Raw genomic sequence first — 21,813 nt, 5'->3', positions numbered from 1 at the left:
CCAGCGTCTCACTCACCAGCCCCCCGCCGTCCTGCCACCACCCGCCACGACCAGCACGCCAGCCGCAACGCACCCGATCAACCATCAGGCGCGGCGCGGCGCGGCGCGCGCGCGGGGCGCGCGCGGAGCGCGGTGCGCGCGGAGCGCGGTGCGCGGGCGGTGCGCGGGGCGCGCGGTGCGCGGTGCGCGGGCGGTGCGCGGGCGGTGCGCGGGGCGCGCGGAGCGCGGTGCGCGGGCGGGGCGCGCGCGGAGCGGTGCGCGGGGCGAGCGCGGTGCGCGGGGCGCGGGGCGCGCGCGGTGCGCGGTGCGCGGTGCGCGGGGTGCGCGGTGCGCGGGGCGCGGTGCGCGCGGTGCGCGGGGCGCGGTGCGCGGGGTGCGCGGGGCGCGGTGCGCGGGGCGCGCGCGGGGCGCGGTGCGCGGGGCGCGCGCGGGGCGCGGTGCGCGCGCGGGGCGCGGTGCGCGCGCGGGGCGCGGTGCGCGCGCGGGGCGCAGGGCGCAGCGCGCAGGGCGCAGGGGCGCAGCGCGCAGGGCGCAGGGCGCAGGGCGCAGGGGCGCAGGGCGCAGGGCGCAGGGGCGCAGCGCGCAGGGCGCAGGGCGCAGGGCGCAGGGGCGCAGCGCGCAGGGCGCAGGGCGCAGCTCGGAGGGCGTGCGCGGGACGCGAGGCGCGTGCGCGGGACGCGAAGCACGTGCGCGGGACGCGAAGCACGTGCACGGGACGCGAAGCACGTGCACGGGACGCGAAGCACGTGCACGGGGCGCGAAGCGCGTGCACGGGGCGATCTCTCCGCCCGGCGGCGCGGTCGCCGGGCGGAGGTCAGTGGTGAACCAGCGCCTACATGACCGGAGCGCCGTGTGCGCGGAGATGTCGCAACCGTCACCCGGCAAGACCCGCTACCGTGCCAGGCAACCCCACCCGCACCATGCGAGCGGCCCTGGCGAACCGGGCACGGCCCGAGAACCCGCACGGCCCGCCGAGTCCGAGGAGCGCAGCGATGAGCACTTCGCGGCACGACCACCCCGGCATCGAGGACGCCCGCGTCCAGGATTTGGGCGACGGGCTCTACGCCTACATTCAGCCCGACGGCAGCTGGTTCATCAACAACACCGGCTTCCTCGTCGGCCGCGACGGCGTGACGATCGTCGACGCCTGCGCCACCGAGCGCCGCACCCGCGCTTTCCGCAGCTCGGTCGAGCGGATCACCGACCAGCCGATGCGCGTGCTCGTCAACACCCACAGCCACCCCGACCACACCATCGGCAACGCACTCTTCGCCGAGGCAGCGATCGTCGCGCACGAAACCACCCGCGAGGACGTGAAACGCGGCTTCCCTCCACTCGGCGCGATCTGGGAGCCGTTCGACACCGGCTCGCTCCCACCCGCAGCACCATTCCTCACCTACCGCGACGGCGTCACGCTCTGGGTGGACGATCTGCGCTGCGAGGTGCGGCACGTCGGCGTGGCCGCGCACACCACGAACGATTCGATCGTGTGGGTGCCGGAACGGTCCGTGCTCTACGCCGGCGACCTGGTGTTCTCCGGCGGTACGCCGTTCCTGATGTCCGGGTCGGTCGCCGGGTCGATCCAGGTGCTCACCGAGGTGATCGCTCCGTTGAACCCCACCACGATCGTGCCGGGGCACGGGCCGGTGTGCGGTGCCGAGGTTCTCGACGACGTCCTCGAGTACCTGCGGTTCGTGCAGGACACCGCACGCGCCGCGAAGGACGCCGGCCTCTCACCCCTGAACGCCGGCCGCGAAACCGACCTCGGCCGGTTCGCGGAGTGGACCGACAGCGAGCGCATTGTGGGCAACCTGCACCGCGCCTACGCCGAGCTGGACGGCCTCCCCCTGGGCACCCCACTGAACATCGCGGCCGTGCTCACGGACATGGTCACCTACAACAACGGCAACCCTCTGACCTGCTACGCCTAGGCAGGGTCATGGCCCCAGTTCATCAACGAGTAGCGCCAGGGTGTTTCGGTCACGTCGCCGGACGGGCGTTGGGCGAGGTGGCGGTGCACGTAGCCGACCACTTTCCGCATGTGCGCGTAGTCGTCGTCAGTCAGGTCGGCCTTCTTCGCGCGAAGGATCTCTACGATCCTCCGCCCGGAATGGTGACCGACCGACTCCCCGCCGCCCGACTTCGCGCCGACCGACTTCGACTCGTCGCTTTCGAGCCACTTCTCGATCTCGGCCGGCGCCATGTTCACGGCGTCCTTGAACTCCCGCCAGGTGTCCTGGTCGTCATCGGTTTTCGCCGCCATCGGGCCTCCTGAGTCGAATGATCTCGTAAGGGCCCGGCTACCCGACCAATCCCATTTCACGCCGATCCACGAAACTCAGGCCTCGACGCCGACGAGTTCCCGGCCCTACGACCGATTCTCGGGCCTACGACCCGGCCCCGTAGGCCCCGGGAATCGTCGTAGGCCCGGGAACTCGTCGTGGGGCCGAGAAGTGAACGCCCCGGCGGCTTCGGTGGTCGGGGGCTATGCCGACATGCGGGTCACCAGGCGCACGGGGAGCATCTCGCGCACCGGCTCGCCGCCGGAGAGCATCTCGAGCAGCGCCTCGACCAATCGACGCCCGAACCCGCTCACCGGCTGGTGCACCGTGGTCAACGGCGGCTCGGTCCAGGCCGCGACCTCTTCCAGGTCGTCGAACCCGATCACCGCCACGTCCTCCGGAACCCGCAACCCGGCACGCCGCAGCACACCGATCGCCCCGGCGGCGGTCAGGTCACTGGCCGCGAACACAGCGTCCAGCGACGGTACGCGCGTCAACAACTCACGCATCGCCCGCTCACCACCGGCCCGGGTGAAATCCCCGTGCGCGATCAGTGCGGGATCCGGCTCACCGAGCGTGGCCCGGTGGTCCTCGAGTACCGCCCGGTACCCGTCCAGCCGCTCGACGGCCGCCCGCTGATCGAGCGAACCCGTGATCGTCGCGATCCGACGTCGCCCGAGACCGACCAGGTGCTCGACCGCCAACCTCGCACCGTCACGCTGATCGACGTCGATCGAGCCGGCGTTCGTGACGTCGTCCCCCCAGGGACGGCCACCGAACATGACGGGGATCGGAAGGCTGCGCAACGCAGGCAGCAGCGGGTCGGTGCGGTGCACCGACAGCACGATCGCGCCGTCGACGTGCCCACCGGCCAGGTAAGCAGCGATCCGCGCGTGGTCGTTCTCACCACCGGTGAGCAGCAGCACCGGCTGACGTCCGGCCTCCCCGAGTGCGCGGCTGGTCGCGAGGATCAGCCGCGACAGGTACGGATCGGTCATCACCATGTTCGACGGCTCGCCGACGACGAGCCCGACGGCGTCGGTACGCCGGGTGACCAGGCTGCGCGCGACCGGGTTGGGGACGTAGCCGAGTGTCCGGATCGCGTCCTCGACGCGGGCCCGCACTTCTGGACCGACTTTGGACGATTCGTTCACCACCCGCGACACCGTCGCCCGGGACACGCCCGCGAGTTCGGCCACCGCGTCCAGCGTCGGACGTGGTCCCCACCCCGAACGGGCCCCGTTCGCCACCTGTCACCCCTATCGCAAGCAGCCTAGAGAGCGCTTTCCCGCCTCGCCCGACACAGTATCGCGCAACCGTGTGTGCGCAGCCGATACGCCGAAACCCGCCGGAAACCGGGGCAGTCTTGAACCCCTGGTAGCCCATGTGCGTACCCAGGGTAGGCGGCTACGGCAGGTCCGGGGGTGGCTGCCCTGGTCGAGGGAGATTCACCGGTGAAAAAACTCCGGATGGCGTCCTTCGGGGTGCTCCTCGGGGTCCTGGTCGCGCTCTGCCTGCCGGCGGAGGCGGTCTCCGCGCACGGGGCGCTCACCGCGCCCGTGTCACGGACGGCGGCGTGCGGCACCGAGGGTGGGAAGTCCGCACGGTCGGCGGCGTGTGTAGCGGCAATCGCGGCGAGTGAGCCCGGGGCGGCTGCTCAGTGGGACAACCTGCGGGTGGCGAACGTCAACGGACGGGACCGTTCGGTGATTCCGGACGGCAAGCTCTGCAGTGGCGGGCTCGCGAAGTACGCGGGGCTCGACCTTCCGCGTACCGACTGGCCGACGACGTCCGTGCAGCCCGGCGCGAAGTTCACGTTCCGGTATCGCACGACGATTCCGCACGAGGGCACGTTCCGGATGTACGTCACGAAGCCGGGCTATCAGCCGGGTAAGGCGTTGCGGTGGGCGGACCTCGAGAGTGCGCCGTTCCTCTCGATCACCGACCCACGGCGTGAGGGCGGCTCGTACGTGTTGCCCGGGCGGCTGCCGGTGGGGCACGCCGGCCACCACCTGATCTATACGATCTGGCAGAACTCCAGCACTGCTGACACCTATTACTCCTGCTCGGACGTCAACTTCGCGGCGTCGATCGGTACGTCGAAGACCGACGAGGCCCGTCCGGAGGCTCCCGCCTCCCCGGTGGTCGACGCCGGGCGCGCCGGCGGCGCCCCGAGCGCACCCGCCGCCGGCGGCTCCGCCGACACCGCGTCCCACGCCGCGGAAGACACCGCCGAGCACGACGCGGAGCACGACGCCGGGGCGCACCTCGACGAGATCGATACCTCCCCGGTCGCAGCCCAGGAACCCGTCGGCGTCATGAACGGCAGTCGCTGGCCGCTGATCGCCGGCATCGGGGCGATGCTCGGCGTCATCGGAACCATCGGCCTGGTCGCCCTCCGCTTCCGCCCACGCCCACGCCACCGCCGCGGCTAACCCCGTCGGCCCCAGCCGCCCCAGCCGCCGCGCACGCCGCGCGCTCTGCGCGCGCCGCGCGCGCCGCGCACGCCGCGCACGCCGCGCACGCCGTGGATGCGCCCGCGAGGGTTGCGCGCCTTGGGGGGGTTATACGCCCCCAGGGGGTACAAGCTCCGGGACCTCCTCCCCCGCCACCACCGGCCCGGGCGGTGTCCCATCCCCGAACGGACGCCCGCCCAGCGACGACCGCTCGTGTGGCGTCAACCAGAGTGAAAGGTCCGGGCCGATCGGGACGATCCCGGTGGGATTGATGTCGCGGTGCACCTCGTAGTAGTGCCGCGTGATGTGGTCGAAGTTCACGGTGTCGCCGAAGCCCGGCGTCTGGAAGAGGTCGCGGCTGTACGCCCACAGGGCCGGGTACTCGGTGATCTTGCGCCGGTTGCACTTGAAGTGGCCGTGGTAGACCGCATCGAACCGGACGAGCGTCACGAACAGCCGGATGTCCGCCTCAGTGATCGTGTCCCCTACCAGGTACCGACGGGTACTCAAGCGCTCCTCGAGCGCGTCCAGTCGGTCGAAGAGGCGGCGGGCCACCCGCTCGTACGCCCCCTGCCGCGTCGCGAACCCCGCCATGTACACGCCGTTGTTCACATCCCGGAACACGTCCTCATTCACCGCGTCGATCTCGTCGCGCAGCGGCTCCGGGTACAGGTCCGGCGCCCCGGACCGGTGCAGCGGCGCCCACTCGATCTCCAGGTTGAGCGTGATCTCCGGGTAGTCGTTGGTCACCAACTGACCGGACGGAACGTCGACGATCGCCGGCACGCTGATCCCACCGTCGTACGACGGCTCCCGCGCGGAGTACGCCTCCCCCAGGAATGAGATCCCCAGCACCGGGTCGCGGCCATCAGGGTCAAGCGTGAACCGCCACGACCGCGAGTCCTGAATCGGATCGGTCACCCCCATCGACAGTGCGGACTCCAACCCCAGCAACCGCCGCACGATCACCGCCCGCGACGCCCACGGGCACGCCCGGCTCACGACCAGGCGGTACCGGCCCGCCTCCAGCGGCCAGTCCGCGGAAGCCCCGATGCGATCGGTGAAGTGGTTCGGCGCCCGTTCGAACTCTTTACTCATGGCAGCTCCGTTCTCGTCGATAGGTCCGACGAGGCTATGCCCGCCTCCCGGGTCCAGTACGCGAAAGCGCAGGTGACAGCGTGACCGAGACGCCCGACTACCAGTTCGCGCACCACACCCTGGACCGGTTCGTCTACGGCGACCTCCGGCAGGCCGCTGTCGTCAACGTGGGCCGCTACTTCAACACGGACCTCTACCCCGGTGGCCGGTTCGAGCGTCTCGACGGTGGCGGCGACCGGCCCGAAGTGCAGCACCAGTTCACCGCGTCGGACCTGACGGCGGTGCGCTGCCTGGGCACCGACATCAAGCCGGTGTCGGCGATCGCCCTGCTGGAGACGCACGCCGGCCGGCTGTCCGCGCTGCTGCGCCGGATCCCGCACATGCCGCTCTACGAGGCGCCGCTGTCGGAGATCAACGCGTCCTCGTCCGCCGGGACGCTGGCGAGCATGCTCCTCAGCGACGACTTCCCGCACCTCGGCCGGATGACCGCGACCAAGCTACTGGCGCGTAAGCGCCCGCACCTGCTGCCGCCCTATGACATCGTCGTCGGCCGGATGCTGGGTAAGCCCGCGAACATCACGCTCTGCCTGCACAGCTGGTTCCAGAGCGACCCCGAGCGCGCCAAGTCGCTGGCGGCCATGCGCGACGAGATCCCCGGCGTCGCCGACATCAGTCTCCTCCGCATCCTCGACGCCGCCATCTGGACCCACGGCTACGAAGACACCGTGGAGGCGGCCAGCTGAGAACGACGCCCTCAGCTGGCTCCAGGTTCGAACTAAAAACAGTCGGGGTCGAGGTCTAGCGTCGTGCGGTCGAGGGAGGCCAGTAGGTCGAACTGGGGGGCGGTCTTCGGAAGCTCGTAGCGGAAGAAGTAGCGCGTGGCCTGGCGTTTGCCGTCATAGAACGCGCCGGAACGGCCTTCGGCCGCGAGGAACTGCTCCAGCCACAGCCACGCCACGACGACGTGCCCGACCGCTTCCAGATAGATCGACGCGTTCGCGAGCGCAACCGCGGGGTCACCGCTGCCCCAGAGCGTGGCCGTCACGGCCCCGACCCGCTCCACAGCGGCCGCCAGCGCGGATCCGAGCTCACAAGCCTCCCCGCCCGCAGCGACAGCTCGCGCCACCGTCGCACCCAGCACCGACCCGAGCAGCGCGAGCCCGGCGCCGCCCTGCATCACGACCTTCCGACCGAGCAGGTCCAGGCCCTGAATACCGTGCGTCCCCTCGTGGATCGGGTTCAGCCGGTTGTCGCGGTAGTGCTGCTCGACGTCGTACTCACGCGTGTAGCCGTAACCGCCGTGCACCTGGATCGCTAGGTTGTTGGCCTCCAGGCACCACTGCGACGGCCAGCTCTTCGCGATCGGCGTCAACACGTCCAGCAGCAGGTGGGCGCGCTCCCGATCAGCCGCATCGGGCAGCGTGCTCTCGTCGTCCAACAGCTTGGCGCAGTAAAGATTGAGCGCCAGCGCACCTTCGACGTAGGACTTCTGCGCGAGCAGCATCCGACGCACGTCGGGATGCTCGATGATCGGCACCTGGGGCGCCGACGGGTCTTTCCCCGTCACCGGCCGCCCCTGGGGACGGTTGCGCGCGTAGTCGAGCGACTTCAGGTATCCGGTGTACCCGAGCGCCGTCGCGCCTCCGCCGACGCCGACGCGCGCCTCGTTCATCATGTGGAACATGTAGGACAGCCCGCGGTGCTGCTCCCCCACGAGGTACCCGACCGCTCCTTCTCCGGCTTCGCCGAAGTTCAACATCGTGTTCGTGGTCCCGCGGTAGCCCATCTTGTGGTTCAGACCAGCCAGGATGACGTCATTCCGCGTGCCGTCCGGCAGGAACTTCGGAACCACGAACAACGAGATGCCCTTGACGCCGGGAGGGCCGCCGGGAATCTTCGCCAGCACGAGGTGGACGATGTTCTCGCCGAGCTCGTGGTCACCGGCGGAGATCCACATCTTGTTGCCGAACACCCGATACGTGCCGTCGACCTGCGGCTCAGCCCGGGTCAGGATGTCGGCCAGCGACGAGCCGGCCTGCGGCTCGGACAGACACATCGTCCCGTGGAAACGGCCCTCGAGCATCGGGGGTACGTACCGCTCGACCAACTCCGGCGAGCCGTGCGCGAGCAGTAGGTTCGCGTTGCCCAGCGTCAGGAACGGATAGGCGGCCGTGCCGACGTTCGCGGCCTGGAACCAGGAGAAACACGCCCGCGCGACGACGCCCGGCAGCTGACTGCCGCCCACCTCGGCGGGCATCGCGGCGCCGAGCAACCCGGTGCCGGCCAGCACGTCGAGCGCCTTCTTGACCTCGGGGATCATCGTGACGCGCTGACCGTCGAACGTCGGTTCCGACGCGTCGGCCTGCTTGTTGTGCGTCGCGAAGTGCTCGGTGGCGACTTCCTCGGCGAGGTCGAGCGCGCCGTCGAACGTCTCCCGCGAGTGGTCGGCGAAGTACGGACGCTTGGTCAGCTGCTCGACGTCGAGCCACTCGTAGAGCAGGAAGTCCAGATCACGACGGCTCAGCAGCAGTGACATCGAGGGGCCGCCTTCCAGCGAAACCGAGGTCCGTGCGGTGGTACCAGGACAGGGCCCGGTCGCCCTCCAGCCAGCAGAGGAGCACCGGGACACCGTCGAGGTCGGAGGGGAAGTCGATCAGCAGCGGCGCCAGGCTCTTCAGCTCCGCGCCGGTCTGCTGCACGGTGGTCATCAGCTCGTCGAGCCGCGCCTGGGCGGCCTTCAACTCCGGAAGGCCACCCAGGTCGGTCGACGGACCGTTGAGCTGCACGGCGGCGGCGAGCTCCGCGGCGTCGGCCCGGAGCGAGACGATCTCGTCGAGCACCGGCAACAGCTCCGTCAGCTCGTCGCGAGCTTCTTCCACCGTGAACAGACCCATGCGGGCAACTTACAGTCCGAGGCTCTTCGCGATTATCGTGCGCATGACCTCGCTGGTGCCGCCGTAGATGCGGTTCACGCGGTTGTCGGCGTAGAGCCGCGCGATCGGGTACTCGAGCATGTAGCCGTAGCCGCCGTGCAGCTGCAGGCACTTGTCGATCACCCGGGACGCGACGTCCGTGCAGAACAGCTTCGCCTTCGCCGCGTCGGAGGCGGACAGCTCACCGGCGTCGTGGGCGTCCAGCGCCCGGTCGACGACGGCCTGCGCGGCCTCGACCTCGGTCTGGCAGTCCGCGAGCACGAACTTGGTGTTCTGGAAGCCGGCGACCGGCTGCCCGAAGACCGTGCGCTCCTTGACGTACTCCAGCGCGAACGACACCGCAGCGGTGGCCTGCGCGTACGCGCCGACGGCGATGCCGAGCCGCTCCTGCGGGAGGTTGTGCGTCAGGTAGGAGAACGCCTTGCCCTCCTCGCCGAGCAGGTCCTCGACCGGCACCTTGACGTCCGTGAACGACAGCTCGGCGGTGTCGGACGTGCGCAGACCGATCTTCTCGAGCTTGCGTCCGACCTGGTAGCCCTCGGACTTCGTGTCGACGACGAGGATCGACAGGCCGCCGCGGCGGTCCTCCTTCGTCGCGGCGGCGGTGCGGCAGACCACCAGCACGCGGTCGGCGAGCACACCGCCGGTGATGAACGTCTTCGAGCCGTTGAGCACGTAGTGGGTGCCGTCGGGCGAGAGCTTCGCGGTGGTCTTCATGCCGGCGAGGTCGGACCCGGTGCCCGGCTCGGTCATCGCGATCGCGGTCATGATCTCGCCGCTGGCGAACCCGGGCAGCCAGCGCTTCTTCTGCTCGTCGTTGCCGTAGGCGATCAGGTACGGGAGGCAGAGCGCGGTGTGCACGCTGGAACCGCCGAAGCTGACGCCGGCGCGCGCGAGCTCCTCGGTGGTGACAGCGGAGAACTTGAAGCTGGTCTCGCCGGCGCCGCCGTACTCCTCGGGCACCTCGATGCCGAAGACGCCGAGCTCGCCCAGGCGGAGGTAGAAGTCGCGCGGGACGTGACCCTGCTCTTCCCACTGCGGGTAGACCGGCACGACCTCGTCGGCGATGAACTCGCGGATCGTGGCGCGGTAGGCCTCGTGGTCCTCGTTGAATACGGTTCGGCGCACGCGCGTCGTCCTCTCAGGTACCCGCTGGACGTTCGTTAAGTTACTTCTGGGTATAAGCCGCAGTCTAGCGAACACATCGGCAGCGGAACCCCTCAGTCTCGAACAAGCGTTAAGCTCACAGTGCGCCACTGGGAGGTAGCTCTGACCACCGCTCCGCTCCGTCCGCCCGGCCAGAAGGCCCTCCTGGCCGCGGCCCGGCTGGAGTTCGCCGAACGCGGCTACGGCAGTGCGTCGATCCGCGACATCGCGCAGCGCGCCGCGGTGAGCCTGTCCGCGCTGTACCACTACTACGGCGGCAAGCAGGAAATGCTGTACGCACTGCTCGACGAGGGCATGGACGTCTACGAGGAGACGAGCGCCGAGGTGCTGGCGCGCGTGGGAAACGATCCGGCCGAGCGACTGGAGGCACTCGTCGAGGCACTGATCCGGTTCCGCACCGGCCCCCGGGGCAGCAGTCAGTTGGAGCTCACCGAGTGGCGCAGCCTCAACCCCGAACAGCACACCGCGCTCCGCGCACGCCAGGCCGTGGCCACTGACCGCTTCCGCAGCGTCATCGCGCAGGGCGTCGCCCACAAGCTTTTCTGGACGCCGGAGCCCGACGACGCGCGCCGGATGATCATCGCCGCGTGCAACGCGGTGGCGCAGTGGTACCAACCGGGCGGCGCGACCTCCGTGGACGCACTGATCGACCGGTATGCGGGCCTGGCCCTCACCGTGGTGGAGTACCGCCCGCGGCGCTACCGTCACTCATGAGCATCGTCGTCACCGGAGCTGGGCAGGGAATCGGCCGCGCGATCGTCGAGCGGTTAGCCGCCGACGGGGAGGCGGTCGTCGCCGTCGACCGGAACGAGGCGGCGCTCGAATGGACGGATTCCCGCGAGAACGTGGTCGGGGTGGTCGCGGACGCGTCCGACGAATTGCAGCTGGAGCGAGCGGCCAGCGCTGCGGTGGAGCTGAGTCCGCTCACCGGATGGGTCAACAATGCGGCGGTGTTCCGGGACCTGTTGTTATACCTCGGGCCTGTCGACGACGTTTCGGCGGCGATTCGCGCGAACATCGACCTCGCGGTTGCCGGTTCGACCGTCGCCGTGCGGCGTTTCCGGCTGTACGGAAACGGGGGCTCGCTCGTCAACGTGTCGTCGTGGCAGGCACGGTTGGCGGTGCCCGGCTCGCTGCCTTACGCCACCGCGAAAGCGGCGATCGAAGGGCTGACCCGGTCGATCGCGGTCGAGTACGGCTCGATCGGGATCCGGGCGAACGCGGTGGCGCCGGGGTCGGTGGATACCGAGCGGTACCGGGAGTACGTGGCTGCGCACCCGGCGGTCGTCGCCGAGATGGCGCGGCTCCATCCGCTGGGACGGGTCGCGCGGGAGTCGGAGATCGCGTCGGCCGTGGCGTTCCTGCTGGGGCCGGACGCGAGCTTCGTCAGCGGTGCCGTGCTGCCGGTCGACGGCGGGCGCACCGCGCTGGGGCACGATCCGGAGAGCTCATGACAGGCTCTCCGGCCCGCGGGTGATCGGAAGCCCCAATTCGGTGCGGATCTGACGCTGCACCATCACCTTGTCGGGACGGGCGTCGATCGAGACGACGAACTCCTTGCGGCGGAACAGGTCGAGCACGGGGTTGGTCTTCGTGTGGTAGTCGCGCAGCCGCGCCTCGAGCGCGTGCTCGGCGTCGTCCTCGCGGGTCATGAGCTCGCCGCCGCAGACGTCGCAACGGCCCTCCACCTGTGGCCGGTGGGCGATCAGGTTGTAGTCCATCCCGCAGCGGGTGCACAGCCGCCGGTTGAGCACGCGGCGGCGGACCTCGTCGTCGGGCAGTTCGAGGTGGATCACACCGTCGATGTCGTAGCTCTCCAGGAAGAACTCGGCCTGGGGCCGGTTGCGCGGGAACCCGTCGACGATGAAGCCGTAGTTCCAGTCGTGCTGGTCCAGGCGGGTGCGGACGAGCGAGCCGACGAGCTCGTCGCTGACCAGCTCGCCGGCGGCCACGATGCGGCGGACCTGCGCACCGATTTTCGTGTGGTGCTGCACCTGCCACCGGAGCATGTCCCCGACGCTGATCTGCACCAGCTCGAAGTCGTTGGCGAGCATCGTCGCCTGAGTGCCTTTCCCACTGCCCTGCACGCCCATGATCACGTACTTCCGCATGGTCGGAACCTTTCCACCGGAACGCGCACTCCGCCAGCGTGCGCGCCGCCAAGAGCGCCTAAACAGCGCGTAACGGTGACGTTGCGGCACGCCCCCCTTTTGGGGGCGAATAAAGCTACAAAAGTGACCAGTTGTAATTATTGAGTTTTGATTAGTTACCGAGTGTCAACTCTCCCGGCTGTACGAAGCAGAACGTCCAGAAGGGAGAGATCTATGCACTTAGCACGATCCCGCTCCGTCTCAGCGGCGCTGGCCGCGGTCCTGGCGGTTCTGATCGGTGGCATCGGACTGCTCGGGTCCCCGGCGCAGGCTGCGCCTTCGGCTGAGGGGACGCTGACCTCGACGGTCGCCGGCACCTTCACCGACGCCCAGGGTGGTCAGGGCACGTTCGCCGGTACGTTCACGCCGAACAAGTTCGTGGAGTCCGGCGACCACGCGGCCGCTCAGGGAACGCTCGAAGGCACGCTCACCGACTCCACCGGTGCGGTGGTCGGCACGGTGAGCCAGGCGGCGGAGTTCGCGGTCGTCAGCGCCACGACCGGCGGTGGGTCGCAGACCCAGGCCGCGGCGCTCGCCAGCTGCCCGATTCTCGACCTGGTGCTGGGTCCGCTGGACCTCGACCTGCTCGGTCTGACCGTGCACCTCAACCAGGTCGTGCTCCACATCATCGCGGAGAGCGGTGCCGGCAACCTGCTCGGCAACCTGCTGTGCGCGGTGACCGGTTTGCTGGACGGCGGGCCATTGGCTCAGCTGGTCGCGACGCTCAACCAGATCCTGCAGTTGCTGGGTCTGCTAGGGGCGTAGTTCCATCACTGCCGCCCGTGGCCTACTGGCCACGGGCGGCTTTCTCGATGCCGGCGATGTTGGCGGCCTCCTCCGGGTCGGGGGTCGGCTCGGAGAGGAACGCGGTGACGCACTCGACCGCGACGTCCGGCGCGAGCCGCTTGAGGCTCAGCGCGACGACGTTCGCGTCGTTCCAGAGCCTCGCCCCGCGCGCGGTCCAGGCGTCGGCGACGGTCGCGGCACGCGCACCCGGCACCTTGTTCGCCGCGATCGCCGTGCCGGTTCCGGTCCAGCACATGAGGACGCCGTAGTCCGCGTTTCCGGCGACGACGGCCTCGGCGACGCTCCGGGACATGAGCGGCCACGGGGCTTGGTGGACGGCCACGTCGTGGTTCTTCTCGAGGTAGGCCCGCACCGCCTCGACGCACTCGTTGCTGTCGTCCGCCGCGAACGCGATCCGCATAGTTATTTTAGGTCGTCGAGGGCCTTCTCCGCGCCGCGGTGCAGCTTGACCGGCTCGGTCTTGGACGCCGTGTCCAGCGAGATGTCCTTCGCCGCCTTGTTCGCGGCCACCAGCGCGGCCTGCTTCTCGAACAGCGTCTTCGTGAGGACGCAGGCCAGGTCGGCGTTGAGCGAGTCCGGAACGAGAAGCAGGTTCGGGACCGCGATCGTGGGCACCGCGGCCCGCGTGCCGTAGGTTTCCGCCGGGATCGACGACTGCTCGTACTCGCCGCTGATTTTGCGCATCGCGGGCAGCAACGGCGTGATGTCGAGGAACGTCACGCGGTTCTTGGCAGTGGTGAACAGGTCGGTGATGCCCGGCGTCGGCAGGCCGCCCGACCAGACCATCGCGTCGATCGTGCCGCTCTTCAGTCCGTCGACGGTCTTCGCGAGGTCGAGGCGTTGCGCCTGCACGTCCTTGGCCGGGTCGAGGCCGGCGGACTGCAGGAGGCGGTTCGCGATCACCTCGGTGCCGGACTTCGGGGAGCCGGTGGAGACGCGTTTGCCCTTGAGGTCCTCGACCTTGGTGATGCCCGCGCCGGTGCGGGCGATGACCTGGGTGTAGTTGGTGTGGATGCGGGCGAGCGCGCGGATCGGTTGCGGCTTGCCGTCGAAGGCGCCTGTGCCGTTGACCGCGTCGGCGGCGCTGTCGGCCAGGGAGAAGGCGACCTGGTAGTCGCCGCGCACCATCTGCTGGATGTTCTGGACCGACGCGCCGGTCTCGGCAGCGGTGGCCTTGACCTTGCCGCCGGTGGCGGCGCTGATTTGGTTCGCGTAGGCGTTGCCGATCGCGAAGTACACGCCGATGCTGTTGCCGGTGGCGATGCTGATCCGGGTGTTGTCCTTGACCTCGCAGGTCACGGGGGCGTCGGCGTTGTCGGTCGTGGCCTCGTCACGGCGGCCGCCGCAGCCGGTGAGGGTGGCCGCGCCGAGCCCTAGCGCGAGGGTCCCGCCGAGGATTCGAACCCATCGTTGACGCATCATCGCGTTCCTCCTGGTTCCCGGTCATGATCCACATCGCGTTCATCCGAGCCACGCTCGTCGTCGTCGCGTTCGCCCGAGTCCGCCGCGGGCTCTGCCGGCGCGGGCTCTGCCGGCGCGGGCTCTGCCGGCGCGGGCTCTGCCGGCGCCGCGGGCGCCGGTTCGGGTGTTGGGTGGCGGTGGCGGTGGAGTGCCGCGGTGGCTATGGCTGCGGCCAGGAGGAGCAGGCCGAGGATCACGGGGATGGGACGCAGGTAGAGCAGGAGCAGTGCCCCGATACCCGCCAGCACCCGGCCGAGGGCGCCAACCGGCCCGACCCCCAACACCCACCCGCCGGTCGCAACGGCGAGCGCCGCCACCCCGACCGCCGCGACCACCGTCGCGATCACCACCGTGCCCGCGCCCCCACGCCCGAGCAGCCCGTCACCGGTATCGGTCAACACGAACGCCAACGGCACCAGGAACGCGGGCAACGCGTACTTCAGCGCCTGCCACATCGTCGGAATCGCCGCCCCGCCGGTCACGGCGGTGGTTCCGACCGCAGCGAGCGCAGTCGGCGGCGTCACCTCGGACAGCACCGAGTAGTAGAAGACGAACATCGCGGCCGCAGCCGCGGGCACCCCGAGCTCGAGCAGCGCGGGTCCGATCACGACCCACCCGATGATGAACGACGCGGTCACCGGCACCGCCAACCCGAGCAACGCCAACGCGACCGCCGCCAGCACCGCGGTCAGCGCCAACGTCGCCACGGGATCGTCCACGATCGCCCGGGCACCGTCGACCAGCAGCGACGCGGTCTGCGCCGCGAGCCCGGTCTTCGTCATCGTCGCGGTGATGATGCCCGCAGCAGCACACACGACCGCCACCGTCAGCACACCCCGCCCCGCGTCGGCGAGCGCAGTGAACAACCGGCGCGGCGTCATCGCCGACGACCGGTCCAGGAACGACAACCCGAACGCCAGCGCCGTCGCGATCAGCACCGCCTCCGCGACCGACCGTCCCACGAACAGCAACAGCAGGATGACGAGAAGCGACGCGAAGTGGTAGCCGAACCGACCCAGGAGCCTCAACGCCGAACGCGTGGCCACCTCGACCGGCCGCACCCCGAACCGCCGGGCGTCGATCTCCACCGCGAGCAGGATGCCCAGGTAGTACAGAACGGTCGGCACCGTCGCCCAGCCGAGAACAGCCAGGTACGAGACGTCGAGGTACTCGGCGATGATGAACGCCGCCGCGCCGAGTGTCGGCGGAGAGAGGATGGCGCCCACCCCGGCCGCCGCGAGCATGCCCCCGGCGTTCTCGGCCGGATACCCGGCCCGGCGCAGGATCGGCCACGTGACAGCGCCGACGCTCACCGCGGTCGCGGTGCCACTGCCGGACACCGTGCCGAGCAGGAACCCCGCAGCCACGGCCGTGCGCCCGGCCGCACTACGCGAGCGGCGAAAAGCCGCCACCGACAGGTCGACGAAGAACTGTCCGGCACCGGAGTAACTGAGCACCGCGCCGTACAGCGTGAACAGCACGATGTACGTCGCCGCGACGTCGAGCGGCGTGCCGTAGAAACCGCTGCCGGAGTTGTAGAGCGCGTCGACGATCTGGTCGGCGTTCAAGCCGGCGTGCGCGACCGACCACGACTGCGGCAGGTAGCCGCCGTAGTAGCAGTACGCGAGCGCGAGCAGGCAGACGACCGGCAGCACCCAGCCCGTGGTGCGGCGGCACGCTTCGAGCACCAGCACGAGCAGCACGCCGCCGGCCACCACGTCGAGCGGATCGAGCAGGCCCTGCCGGTCGAGGAACGCGTTGTAGCCGACGAGCACCGGATAGGCGGCGACCGCGAGCGCGACCGCCGCCAGGATCCAGTCGAGGATGGACGGCCGGTCTTTCCCGCTGGGCCGCGAGCGATAGCAGAGGAACACCAGCGGCAGGACGATCGCCAGGAACACGATCAGGTAGAACTGGTTGCCCTGACTCAGCGGACGCAGTGCCTCGTACACCGCAAACAGGACGACGGCGGCCGCGACGATCGAAACCGCGAGCCCCACGCGTCCCGCTAGTTGCCTCGCCGGTTGCTCTTCGTCACGGACGACGACGTCCGGCGCCACGGTCCCGGGGGCGGCCATGCCGGGACCCTACCAAGAACGGACATGTCTTGATTGGTCCAGAACGGCATGGCCGCCGTCCAATTAGGAATTGACGGGCTCCGGCTCGGCCGCCGCGGCGGCGGCTTCCTCCTTGCGACGACGCTTGTCGGCCTTCCGGTCCTTGCGACCCTCGACGATCGTGTAGAGCGCCGGCACCAGCACCAGCGTCAGCAGCGTCGAGCTCACCAAACCACCGATGACCACGACGGCCAGCGGCTGCGAGATGAACCCACCCTCGCCGGTGAGACCCAGCGCCATCGGGATCAGCGCGAAGATCGTCGCGGCGGCGGTCATCAGGATCGGGCGGAGACGGTGCCGCCCACCCTCCACCACGGCCTGGACGACCGGCATCCCGTCGCGCCGGTACTGATTGATCAGGTCCATCAGCACGATCGCGTTCGTGACGACGATGCCGACGAGCATCAGCACACCGATCAACGCCGGGACGCCCAGCGCCGTGCCGCTGATCAGCAGCAGGAGCAGCGCGCCGGTGGCGGCGAACGGGATCGACACCAGCAGGATCAGCGGCTGGATCAGGCTCCGGAACGTCGCCACCATGACGATGAAGACGATCACGATTGCGGCGAGCACCGCGAGCCCGAGCTGCTGGAACGCCTCGGCCTGGTCCTCGGACGCACCGCCGAGCGAGTAGCTCGCGCCCGCCGGGAGATCCAGCGCATCCAGCTTCTTCTGCAGGTCAGCGGTGGTCGCGGTGAGGTTGTCGCCGCTCGGCGTCCCGCTGACGGTGGCGCTGCGGGCGCCGTCGATCCGGGTGATCTCGACCGGACCGGGCTCGGTGCGGACGTCCGCGACCTGGCTGAGCCGCACGACGCCACCCGCGGTCGGGATCTGGAGCGCCTGCACGGCCTGCACCGTCGTCGGGGGCGTCGCCGCGAGCACCGTGATCGGCTGCTCGACACCGTCGATCACGACCTGGCCGGCGGGGGTGCCGCGGAACGCCGACGCGACGATCTGCCCGAGCGTCCCCTCGGTGAGCCCGTAGCGCGCGGCGACCTGGTCCTTCAGCGACACCTCGACCCGCGGCGTGCTCTCCGCGAGGTCGCTGCTGACGTCGTCGAGACCGTCGACGGAGTCCATCGCCTTGGTGACGGCCTCGGTGGCCGTGCGGAGCGTCGCCTCGTCCGCCGCCTGCACGATGACCTGCTGCTCGGTTCCACCGGCCCCGGGGCCCTGCGCGGAGCCGACCTCGATCTCGCCGGCGTCGGTGAGCGCGTCGAGCTTCTTCTCGATCTCGTCCTGGACGGCGAGCGTGTCCTCGTCCTCGTTGACCGTGAGCTGGTAGGTGGCCGAGTTCGCGGAGCCGCCGAACCCGAACGCCCCGCCGCCGACCGTCACCTGGTAGGACTCCAGGACACCCCGGTCGCGATAGCCGACGAGGACGTCCTCGACCTTCTTCGCGGCCGCGTCGGTGGTGGCCAGGCTGGAGCCGACCGGCATCGTCTGCGTGAGGCTCAGCGTGTTCTGCCCCGACTGGTCGAGGAAGTTCGTCTTGAGGAACGGCACCATGCCGAGCGTCGCGACGAGAATGACGATCGCGATCGCGACGGTCGTCCAGCGGCGACGGACCGCGAACCCGACGACCGGGACGTAGATCCGCTGCAGGAGCCCGCGCCGTTCCTTCTCCTCGGCCTCGGCACGCACCTTCTCCGCGTCCTCGAGGTCCTTGGGCTGGCGCAGGAACCAGTACGCCAGCACGGGGACGATCGTCAGCGCGACGACGAGCGAGGCCAGCAGCGCGACGGTCACGGTGATCGCGAACGGCCGGAACAGCTCGCCCACCAGGCCGCCGACCAGCGCGATCGGCGCGAACACGGCGACCGTGGTCAGCGTCGACGCGGTGACCGCGCCGGCCACCTCGCTCACGCCGGTGTAGATCGCGCGGACCTTCTCCTCGCCGTAGCCGAGGTGCCGTTTGATGTTCTCGAGGACGACGATCGAGTCGTCGACGACACGGCCGATCGCGATCGTCAGCGCGCCGAGCGTCAGCACGTTGAGCGAGAGGCCGTCGGCCCACATCACGATCAGTGCGCCCAGTACGGACAGCGGGATCGAGACCGCGGTGACCAGCGTCGATCGGAGCGACAGCAGGAAGACCAGGATGACGATGACGGCCATCACCAGGCCGAGGCCGCCCTCGGTGGCCAGGCTGCTGATCGACTTCTCGATGAACGGCGCCTGGTCGAAGACGATGGTGAGTTCGGCGCCGTCGCCGAGGGCCTCGGTCCAGTTGTCGAGTTCGTCGCTGATCGCGTGCGAGATGTCGACCGCGTTGCCGTCGGGCGTCATCGTCACCGAGATGCCGAGGCTCTCCTTGCCGTTGGTCCGGGTGATGGAGGTGGCCGGGGTGTTCATCGACTCCACGGAGGCGACGTCACCGAGCTTGACGGGCCTGCCTGCCGCCTGGGTGGTGGTCGCGTCCGCGCCGGGCTGCTGACCCGTCTGGCCGCCGGACTGCTGACCACCGGACTGCTGGCCGGCGCTGGCCTGGGCGGCGCTGGGCTGGGCGGCGCTGGGCTGGGCGGCGCCTGCGGAAGGCGTCAGATAGAGGTTCTTGAGGTCGTCGACGGAGGTGTAGCCGCCCCCGACCTGCACCGTCAGGGCCTGGGAGCCGTCGGCGACCTGGCCGGCCGGAACGGCCGTACCGCCGCTGCTGACCGCGGCGCTGATCGACTGCGGGCTCAGCCCGGCCGCCGCGAGCTTCGCCACGTCGGGCCGGATGACGACGGTCTTGTCGGGCGCACCGGACAGAGTGGCCTCGCGGACGCCCTCGATGCCGTTGAGCTCCGGCAGAACGGTCTTCTGCAGCTTCTGCGCGAGCGCGGTCTGGTCGTCGCCGCCCGAGGCGGACAGCACGACTGCGGGCAGCAGGTCGTCGGTGCCGCCGGACAGGATCGACGGGTCGACGTCCGTGGGCAGCTGCGCACGGTCGAGGGCCTGCTGGAGCTTGTTGACGGTGGCCCCGATGTCGGTGCCGTACTCCAGCTCCACCTGGACGGTGGCGAAGCCCTCCAACGAGCTCGACTGGGTGCCGGTGACCCCGGCGACGCCGCGTACGGCGTCCTCGATCGGCTCGGTCACCTGGCTTTCGACGACGTCCGGCGACGCACCCGAGTACTGCGTGGTGATGAACGCCGCGGGAATCTCGAGGGACGGCAACAACTGCTGTTTCAGCGACGGGATCGCGATCAGACCGAACGCGGCGACCGCGATGGTGATCAACGCGATCAGTGCCCGGTTGGCGAGGCTGAACCTGGCCAGGAACGACATGACGGCTGCTTTCTCCGATCGGCGGGATCCCGGACGCACCGGGCCTTGCTCCGGCGACCGTCCCACAATGGACGGCAGCGAGTTCCGACGGTAGTCAGCCACAACCAACCGGGCTGGACGCACCCATCCTCAGCTGAAACTCAGCCGTGTGCGCACCCGCTGGGCCGACTTGCCCCCGAGACCGACGATCCGGCCCCGCGATCGTCGCGCGGGGCCGGATCGCAGTGGGTCAATGCCCGCTGAGGCTGGCCTGCTCGGCAGCGAGGCGCTCGTCGCCGCTGAGCGTCGCCAGCGGCTTCTCTTTCACGAACAGTACGGCGAGCAGCGCCAATGCCGCGATCGGCGCGCCGACGAGGAACAGGTTCGCGGTGGCCTCACCATAGACGTCCTGGATGACGCGGAGCACCGCGGGCGGCAGTGTGGATAGGTCGGGCACCTCGGCGGAGCCGTCTCCCCCGCTCGCCGCCGGGCCGAGCTTCTCCGTGGTCAACGTGGTCACCCGGTTCGCGAGCACCGCGCCGAGCACGCTGACGCCGATCGCGCCGCCGAGGCTGCGGAAGAACGTCAGGACGGACGTGGTGGTGCCGAGGTCTCGCGCCGGGACGTCGTTCTGCGCGGCCAGCACCAGGTTCTGCATGAGCAGACCGACGCCGACGCCGAGCACGAACATGTAGAGCGAGAGCAGCGGGACACTGGTGTCGGCACCGATCGTGCCGAGCAGGCCCATCCCGATCACCATGATCACTCCACCGGCGATCAGGTAGACCTTCCACTTGCCGTACTTCGTGATCAGCGCGCCGGCGATCGTGGACGAGCCGAGCAGGCCGAAGATCAGCGGCAGGCTCATCAGGCCCGCAACCGTCGGAGACTTGCCGAGCGCGACCTGGAAGTACTGGCTCAGGAAGACCGTTCCGCCGAACATCGCGACACCGACGAGCGCACTGGCGACGGTCGTCAGCGAAACCGTGCGGTTGCGGAAGACGCCCAGCGGGATGATCGGCTCGGCCACCCGTGCCTCGACCAGCACGAAGAGCACGAGCAGCACGATCGCCAGCGTGACCAGGCCGGCCGTCCACGTGGACGCCCACTCGAACTTGTCGCCGGCCAGCGTCGACCAGATCAGGAGCGTGGATATGCCACCGGTGATCAGCAGGGCACCGAGCCAGTCGATCTGCACTTCCTTCTTGGCGACCGGCAGGTTCAGCGTGCGCTGCAGCAGGAAGATCGCGATCAGCGTGAACGGGACGCCGATCAGGAAGCACCAGCGCCAGCCGAGCCAGGACGTGTCGACGAGCAGACCGCCGATGAGCGGGCCGGCGATCGTGCCGATGCCGAAGACCGCGCCGAAAATGCCGGAGTACCGGCCCAGCTCGCGCGGAGGGATCATCGCGGCCATGACGATCAGGGCCAGCGCGGTGACGCCGCCGGCGCCGATGCCCTGGATCACGCGGCTGAGGATCAGCACCTCGACGTTCGGCGTCAGCCCGGCCACGAGCGAGCCGATCACGAACATCGTCAGCGACAGCTGCATGAGCAGCTTCTTACTGTAGAGGTCGGCGAGCTTGCCCCAGAGCGGCGTGGTGGCGGTCATCGCGAGCAGCTCGGTCGTGACGATCCAGGTGTAGACCGACTGGCTGCCGTTCAGGTCAGCGATGATTCGGGGCAGCGCGTTCGAGACGACCGTCGAGGCCAGGATCGAGACGAACAGGCCCATCATCAGGCCGCTCAGCGCCTGGAGGACCCCGCGCCGCGACATCCGAGTCGGCGGCTCGGGCGGTAAGTCGGTGCCGACCGCGTCGGCGGGCCCCTGGGGGCTGGTGGTGGTCACGGTTTCTCTCTCGTTCGAAGCGGGGGCAAGGCGGGCGGAAGGCCCGCAAACAGTCAGTCGTCGGCTCTCGGAGAAATCAGCCGGCCGTGTCCGTAGGGCCGAACCGGCCACCCGGCGCGTTCGCCTCGCCGAGCCCAGCCGGCACGGCTGGCACAGCCGGAGCCGCGGGCACAGCCGGAGCCGCGGGCACAGCCGGAGCCGCGGGCACAGCCGGAGCCGCGGGCACAGCCGGAGCCGCGGGCAC

18 protein-coding genes are annotated in these 21,813 nt (G+C 70.0%); 6 read left to right on the top strand and 12 right to left on the bottom strand.

Going from position 1 to position 21,813, the window contains the following annotated elements; all coding sequences use genetic code 11:
- Positions 1–992: 992 nt before the first annotated feature.
- The gene (locus ACGFY5_RS20260; protein WP_392721805.1) at positions 993–1,931 is read left to right on the top strand and encodes an MBL fold metallo-hydrolase; all 939 of its coding nucleotides are present in this window, start codon (positions 993–995) and stop codon (positions 1,929–1,931) included.
- Here the strand turns inward: ACGFY5_RS20260 and ACGFY5_RS20255 are convergent.
- Positions 1,928–2,263: a DUF3140 domain-containing protein gene (locus ACGFY5_RS20255; protein WP_392721804.1), complete on the bottom strand. Its 336-nt coding sequence runs from the start codon at positions 2,261–2,263 to the stop codon at positions 1,928–1,930. The genes ACGFY5_RS20260 and ACGFY5_RS20255 overlap by 4 nt on opposite strands.
- Positions 2,264–2,485: 222 nt before the next feature.
- On the bottom strand, positions 2,486–3,481 hold the full coding sequence (locus ACGFY5_RS20250; RefSeq protein WP_392721801.1) for a LacI family DNA-binding transcriptional regulator: 996 nt from the start codon (positions 3,479–3,481) through the stop codon (positions 2,486–2,488).
- Positions 3,482–3,736: 255 nt separating this feature from the next.
- Between ACGFY5_RS20250 and ACGFY5_RS20245 the strand changes: the two genes are divergently transcribed.
- Positions 3,737–4,717 (top strand): lytic polysaccharide monooxygenase, encoded by a 981-nt coding sequence (locus ACGFY5_RS20245; protein WP_392721799.1) that lies wholly within the window; start codon positions 3,737–3,739, stop codon positions 4,715–4,717.
- A gap of 129 nt (positions 4,718–4,846) precedes the next feature.
- Here the strand turns inward: ACGFY5_RS20245 and ACGFY5_RS20240 are convergent, their stop codons facing one another.
- On the bottom strand, positions 4,847–5,836 hold the full coding sequence (locus ACGFY5_RS20240) for a glutathione S-transferase family protein (protein WP_392721797.1): 990 nt from the start codon (positions 5,834–5,836) through the stop codon (positions 4,847–4,849).
- A gap of 80 nt (positions 5,837–5,916) precedes the next feature.
- Between ACGFY5_RS20240 and ACGFY5_RS20235 the strand changes: the two genes are divergently transcribed.
- Positions 5,917–6,579 (top strand): DUF6308 family protein, encoded by a 663-nt coding sequence (locus ACGFY5_RS20235; RefSeq protein WP_392721795.1) that lies wholly within the window; start codon positions 5,917–5,919, stop codon positions 6,577–6,579.
- 32 nt (positions 6,580–6,611) lie between these two features.
- Here the strand turns inward: ACGFY5_RS20235 and ACGFY5_RS20230 are convergent, their stop codons facing one another.
- The 3 genes from ACGFY5_RS20230 to ACGFY5_RS20220 are packed head-to-tail and all read right to left on the bottom strand — an operon-like array spanning position 6,612 to position 9,897.
- The gene (locus ACGFY5_RS20230; protein WP_392721794.1) at positions 6,612–8,372 is read right to left on the bottom strand and encodes an acyl-CoA dehydrogenase; all 1,761 of its coding nucleotides are present in this window, start codon (positions 8,370–8,372) and stop codon (positions 6,612–6,614) included.
- On the bottom strand, positions 8,347–8,730 hold the full coding sequence (locus ACGFY5_RS20225; RefSeq protein ID WP_392721792.1) for a DUF2203 domain-containing protein: 384 nt from the start codon (positions 8,728–8,730) through the stop codon (positions 8,347–8,349). The genes ACGFY5_RS20230 and ACGFY5_RS20225 overlap by 26 nt, the downstream gene beginning before the upstream one ends.
- A gap of 9 nt (positions 8,731–8,739) precedes the next feature.
- A complete protein-coding gene (locus ACGFY5_RS20220; protein WP_392721791.1) occupies positions 8,740–9,897 on the bottom strand; it encodes an acyl-CoA dehydrogenase family protein in 1,158 nt (385 codons plus the stop codon).
- A gap of 120 nt (positions 9,898–10,017) precedes the next feature.
- Between ACGFY5_RS20220 and ACGFY5_RS20215 the strand changes: the two genes are divergently transcribed.
- The gene (locus ACGFY5_RS20215) at positions 10,018–10,650 is read left to right on the top strand and encodes a TetR/AcrR family transcriptional regulator (protein ID WP_392721788.1); all 633 of its coding nucleotides are present in this window, start codon (positions 10,018–10,020) and stop codon (positions 10,648–10,650) included.
- On the top strand, positions 10,647–11,390 hold the full coding sequence (locus ACGFY5_RS20210; protein ID WP_392721786.1) for an SDR family NAD(P)-dependent oxidoreductase: 744 nt from the start codon (positions 10,647–10,649) through the stop codon (positions 11,388–11,390). Before ACGFY5_RS20215 ends, ACGFY5_RS20210 begins: the two co-directional genes overlap by 4 nt.
- On the opposite strand, the gene ACGFY5_RS20205 is transcribed toward ACGFY5_RS20210, so the two are convergent.
- On the bottom strand, positions 11,385–12,047 hold the full coding sequence (locus tag ACGFY5_RS20205; protein WP_392721784.1) for an adenylate kinase family protein: 663 nt from the start codon (positions 12,045–12,047) through the stop codon (positions 11,385–11,387). The genes ACGFY5_RS20210 and ACGFY5_RS20205 overlap by 6 nt on opposite strands.
- Positions 12,048–12,260: 213 nt before the next feature.
- Here ACGFY5_RS20205 and ACGFY5_RS20200 point away from each other — a divergent pair, with 213 nt between their 5' ends.
- Positions 12,261–12,851, top strand: a complete 591-nt coding sequence (locus ACGFY5_RS20200) for a hypothetical protein (RefSeq protein WP_392721783.1) — start codon at positions 12,261–12,263, stop codon at positions 12,849–12,851.
- 22 nt (positions 12,852–12,873) lie between these two features.
- On the opposite strand, the gene ACGFY5_RS20195 is transcribed toward ACGFY5_RS20200, so the two are convergent.
- From ACGFY5_RS20195 to ACGFY5_RS20175, 5 genes are all read right to left on the bottom strand, one after another.
- Positions 12,874–13,293, bottom strand: a complete 420-nt coding sequence (locus ACGFY5_RS20195; protein ID WP_392721781.1) for an RpiB/LacA/LacB family sugar-phosphate isomerase — start codon at positions 13,291–13,293, stop codon at positions 12,874–12,876.
- A 2-nt stretch (positions 13,294–13,295) separates the two neighbouring features.
- Positions 13,296–14,312: a TAXI family TRAP transporter solute-binding subunit gene (locus ACGFY5_RS20190; RefSeq protein WP_392722563.1), complete on the bottom strand. Its 1,017-nt coding sequence runs from the start codon at positions 14,310–14,312 to the stop codon at positions 13,296–13,298.
- Positions 14,312–16,432: a TRAP transporter permease gene (locus ACGFY5_RS20185; protein ID WP_392721779.1), complete on the bottom strand. Its 2,121-nt coding sequence runs from the start codon at positions 16,430–16,432 to the stop codon at positions 14,312–14,314. The genes ACGFY5_RS20190 and ACGFY5_RS20185 overlap by 1 nt, the downstream gene beginning before the upstream one ends.
- A 63-nt stretch (positions 16,433–16,495) precedes the next feature.
- Complete coding sequence (locus tag ACGFY5_RS20180; protein ID WP_392721777.1) at positions 16,496–19,741, bottom strand: efflux RND transporter permease subunit; 3,246 nt, start codon at positions 19,739–19,741, stop codon at positions 16,496–16,498.
- A gap of 229 nt (positions 19,742–19,970) precedes the next feature.
- Positions 19,971–21,497, bottom strand: coding sequence for an MDR family MFS transporter (locus ACGFY5_RS20175; RefSeq protein ID WP_392722562.1), 1,527 nt, complete (start codon positions 21,495–21,497; stop codon positions 19,971–19,973).
- Positions 21,498–21,813: the final 316 nt, after the last annotated feature.

It is taken from the genome of Cryptosporangium sp. NPDC048952 (assembly GCF_043197895.1).
Classification (GTDB): domain Bacteria; phylum Actinomycetota; class Actinomycetes; order Mycobacteriales; family Cryptosporangiaceae; genus Cryptosporangium.
This window is presented reverse-complemented; position numbering and strand designations above follow the sequence as displayed.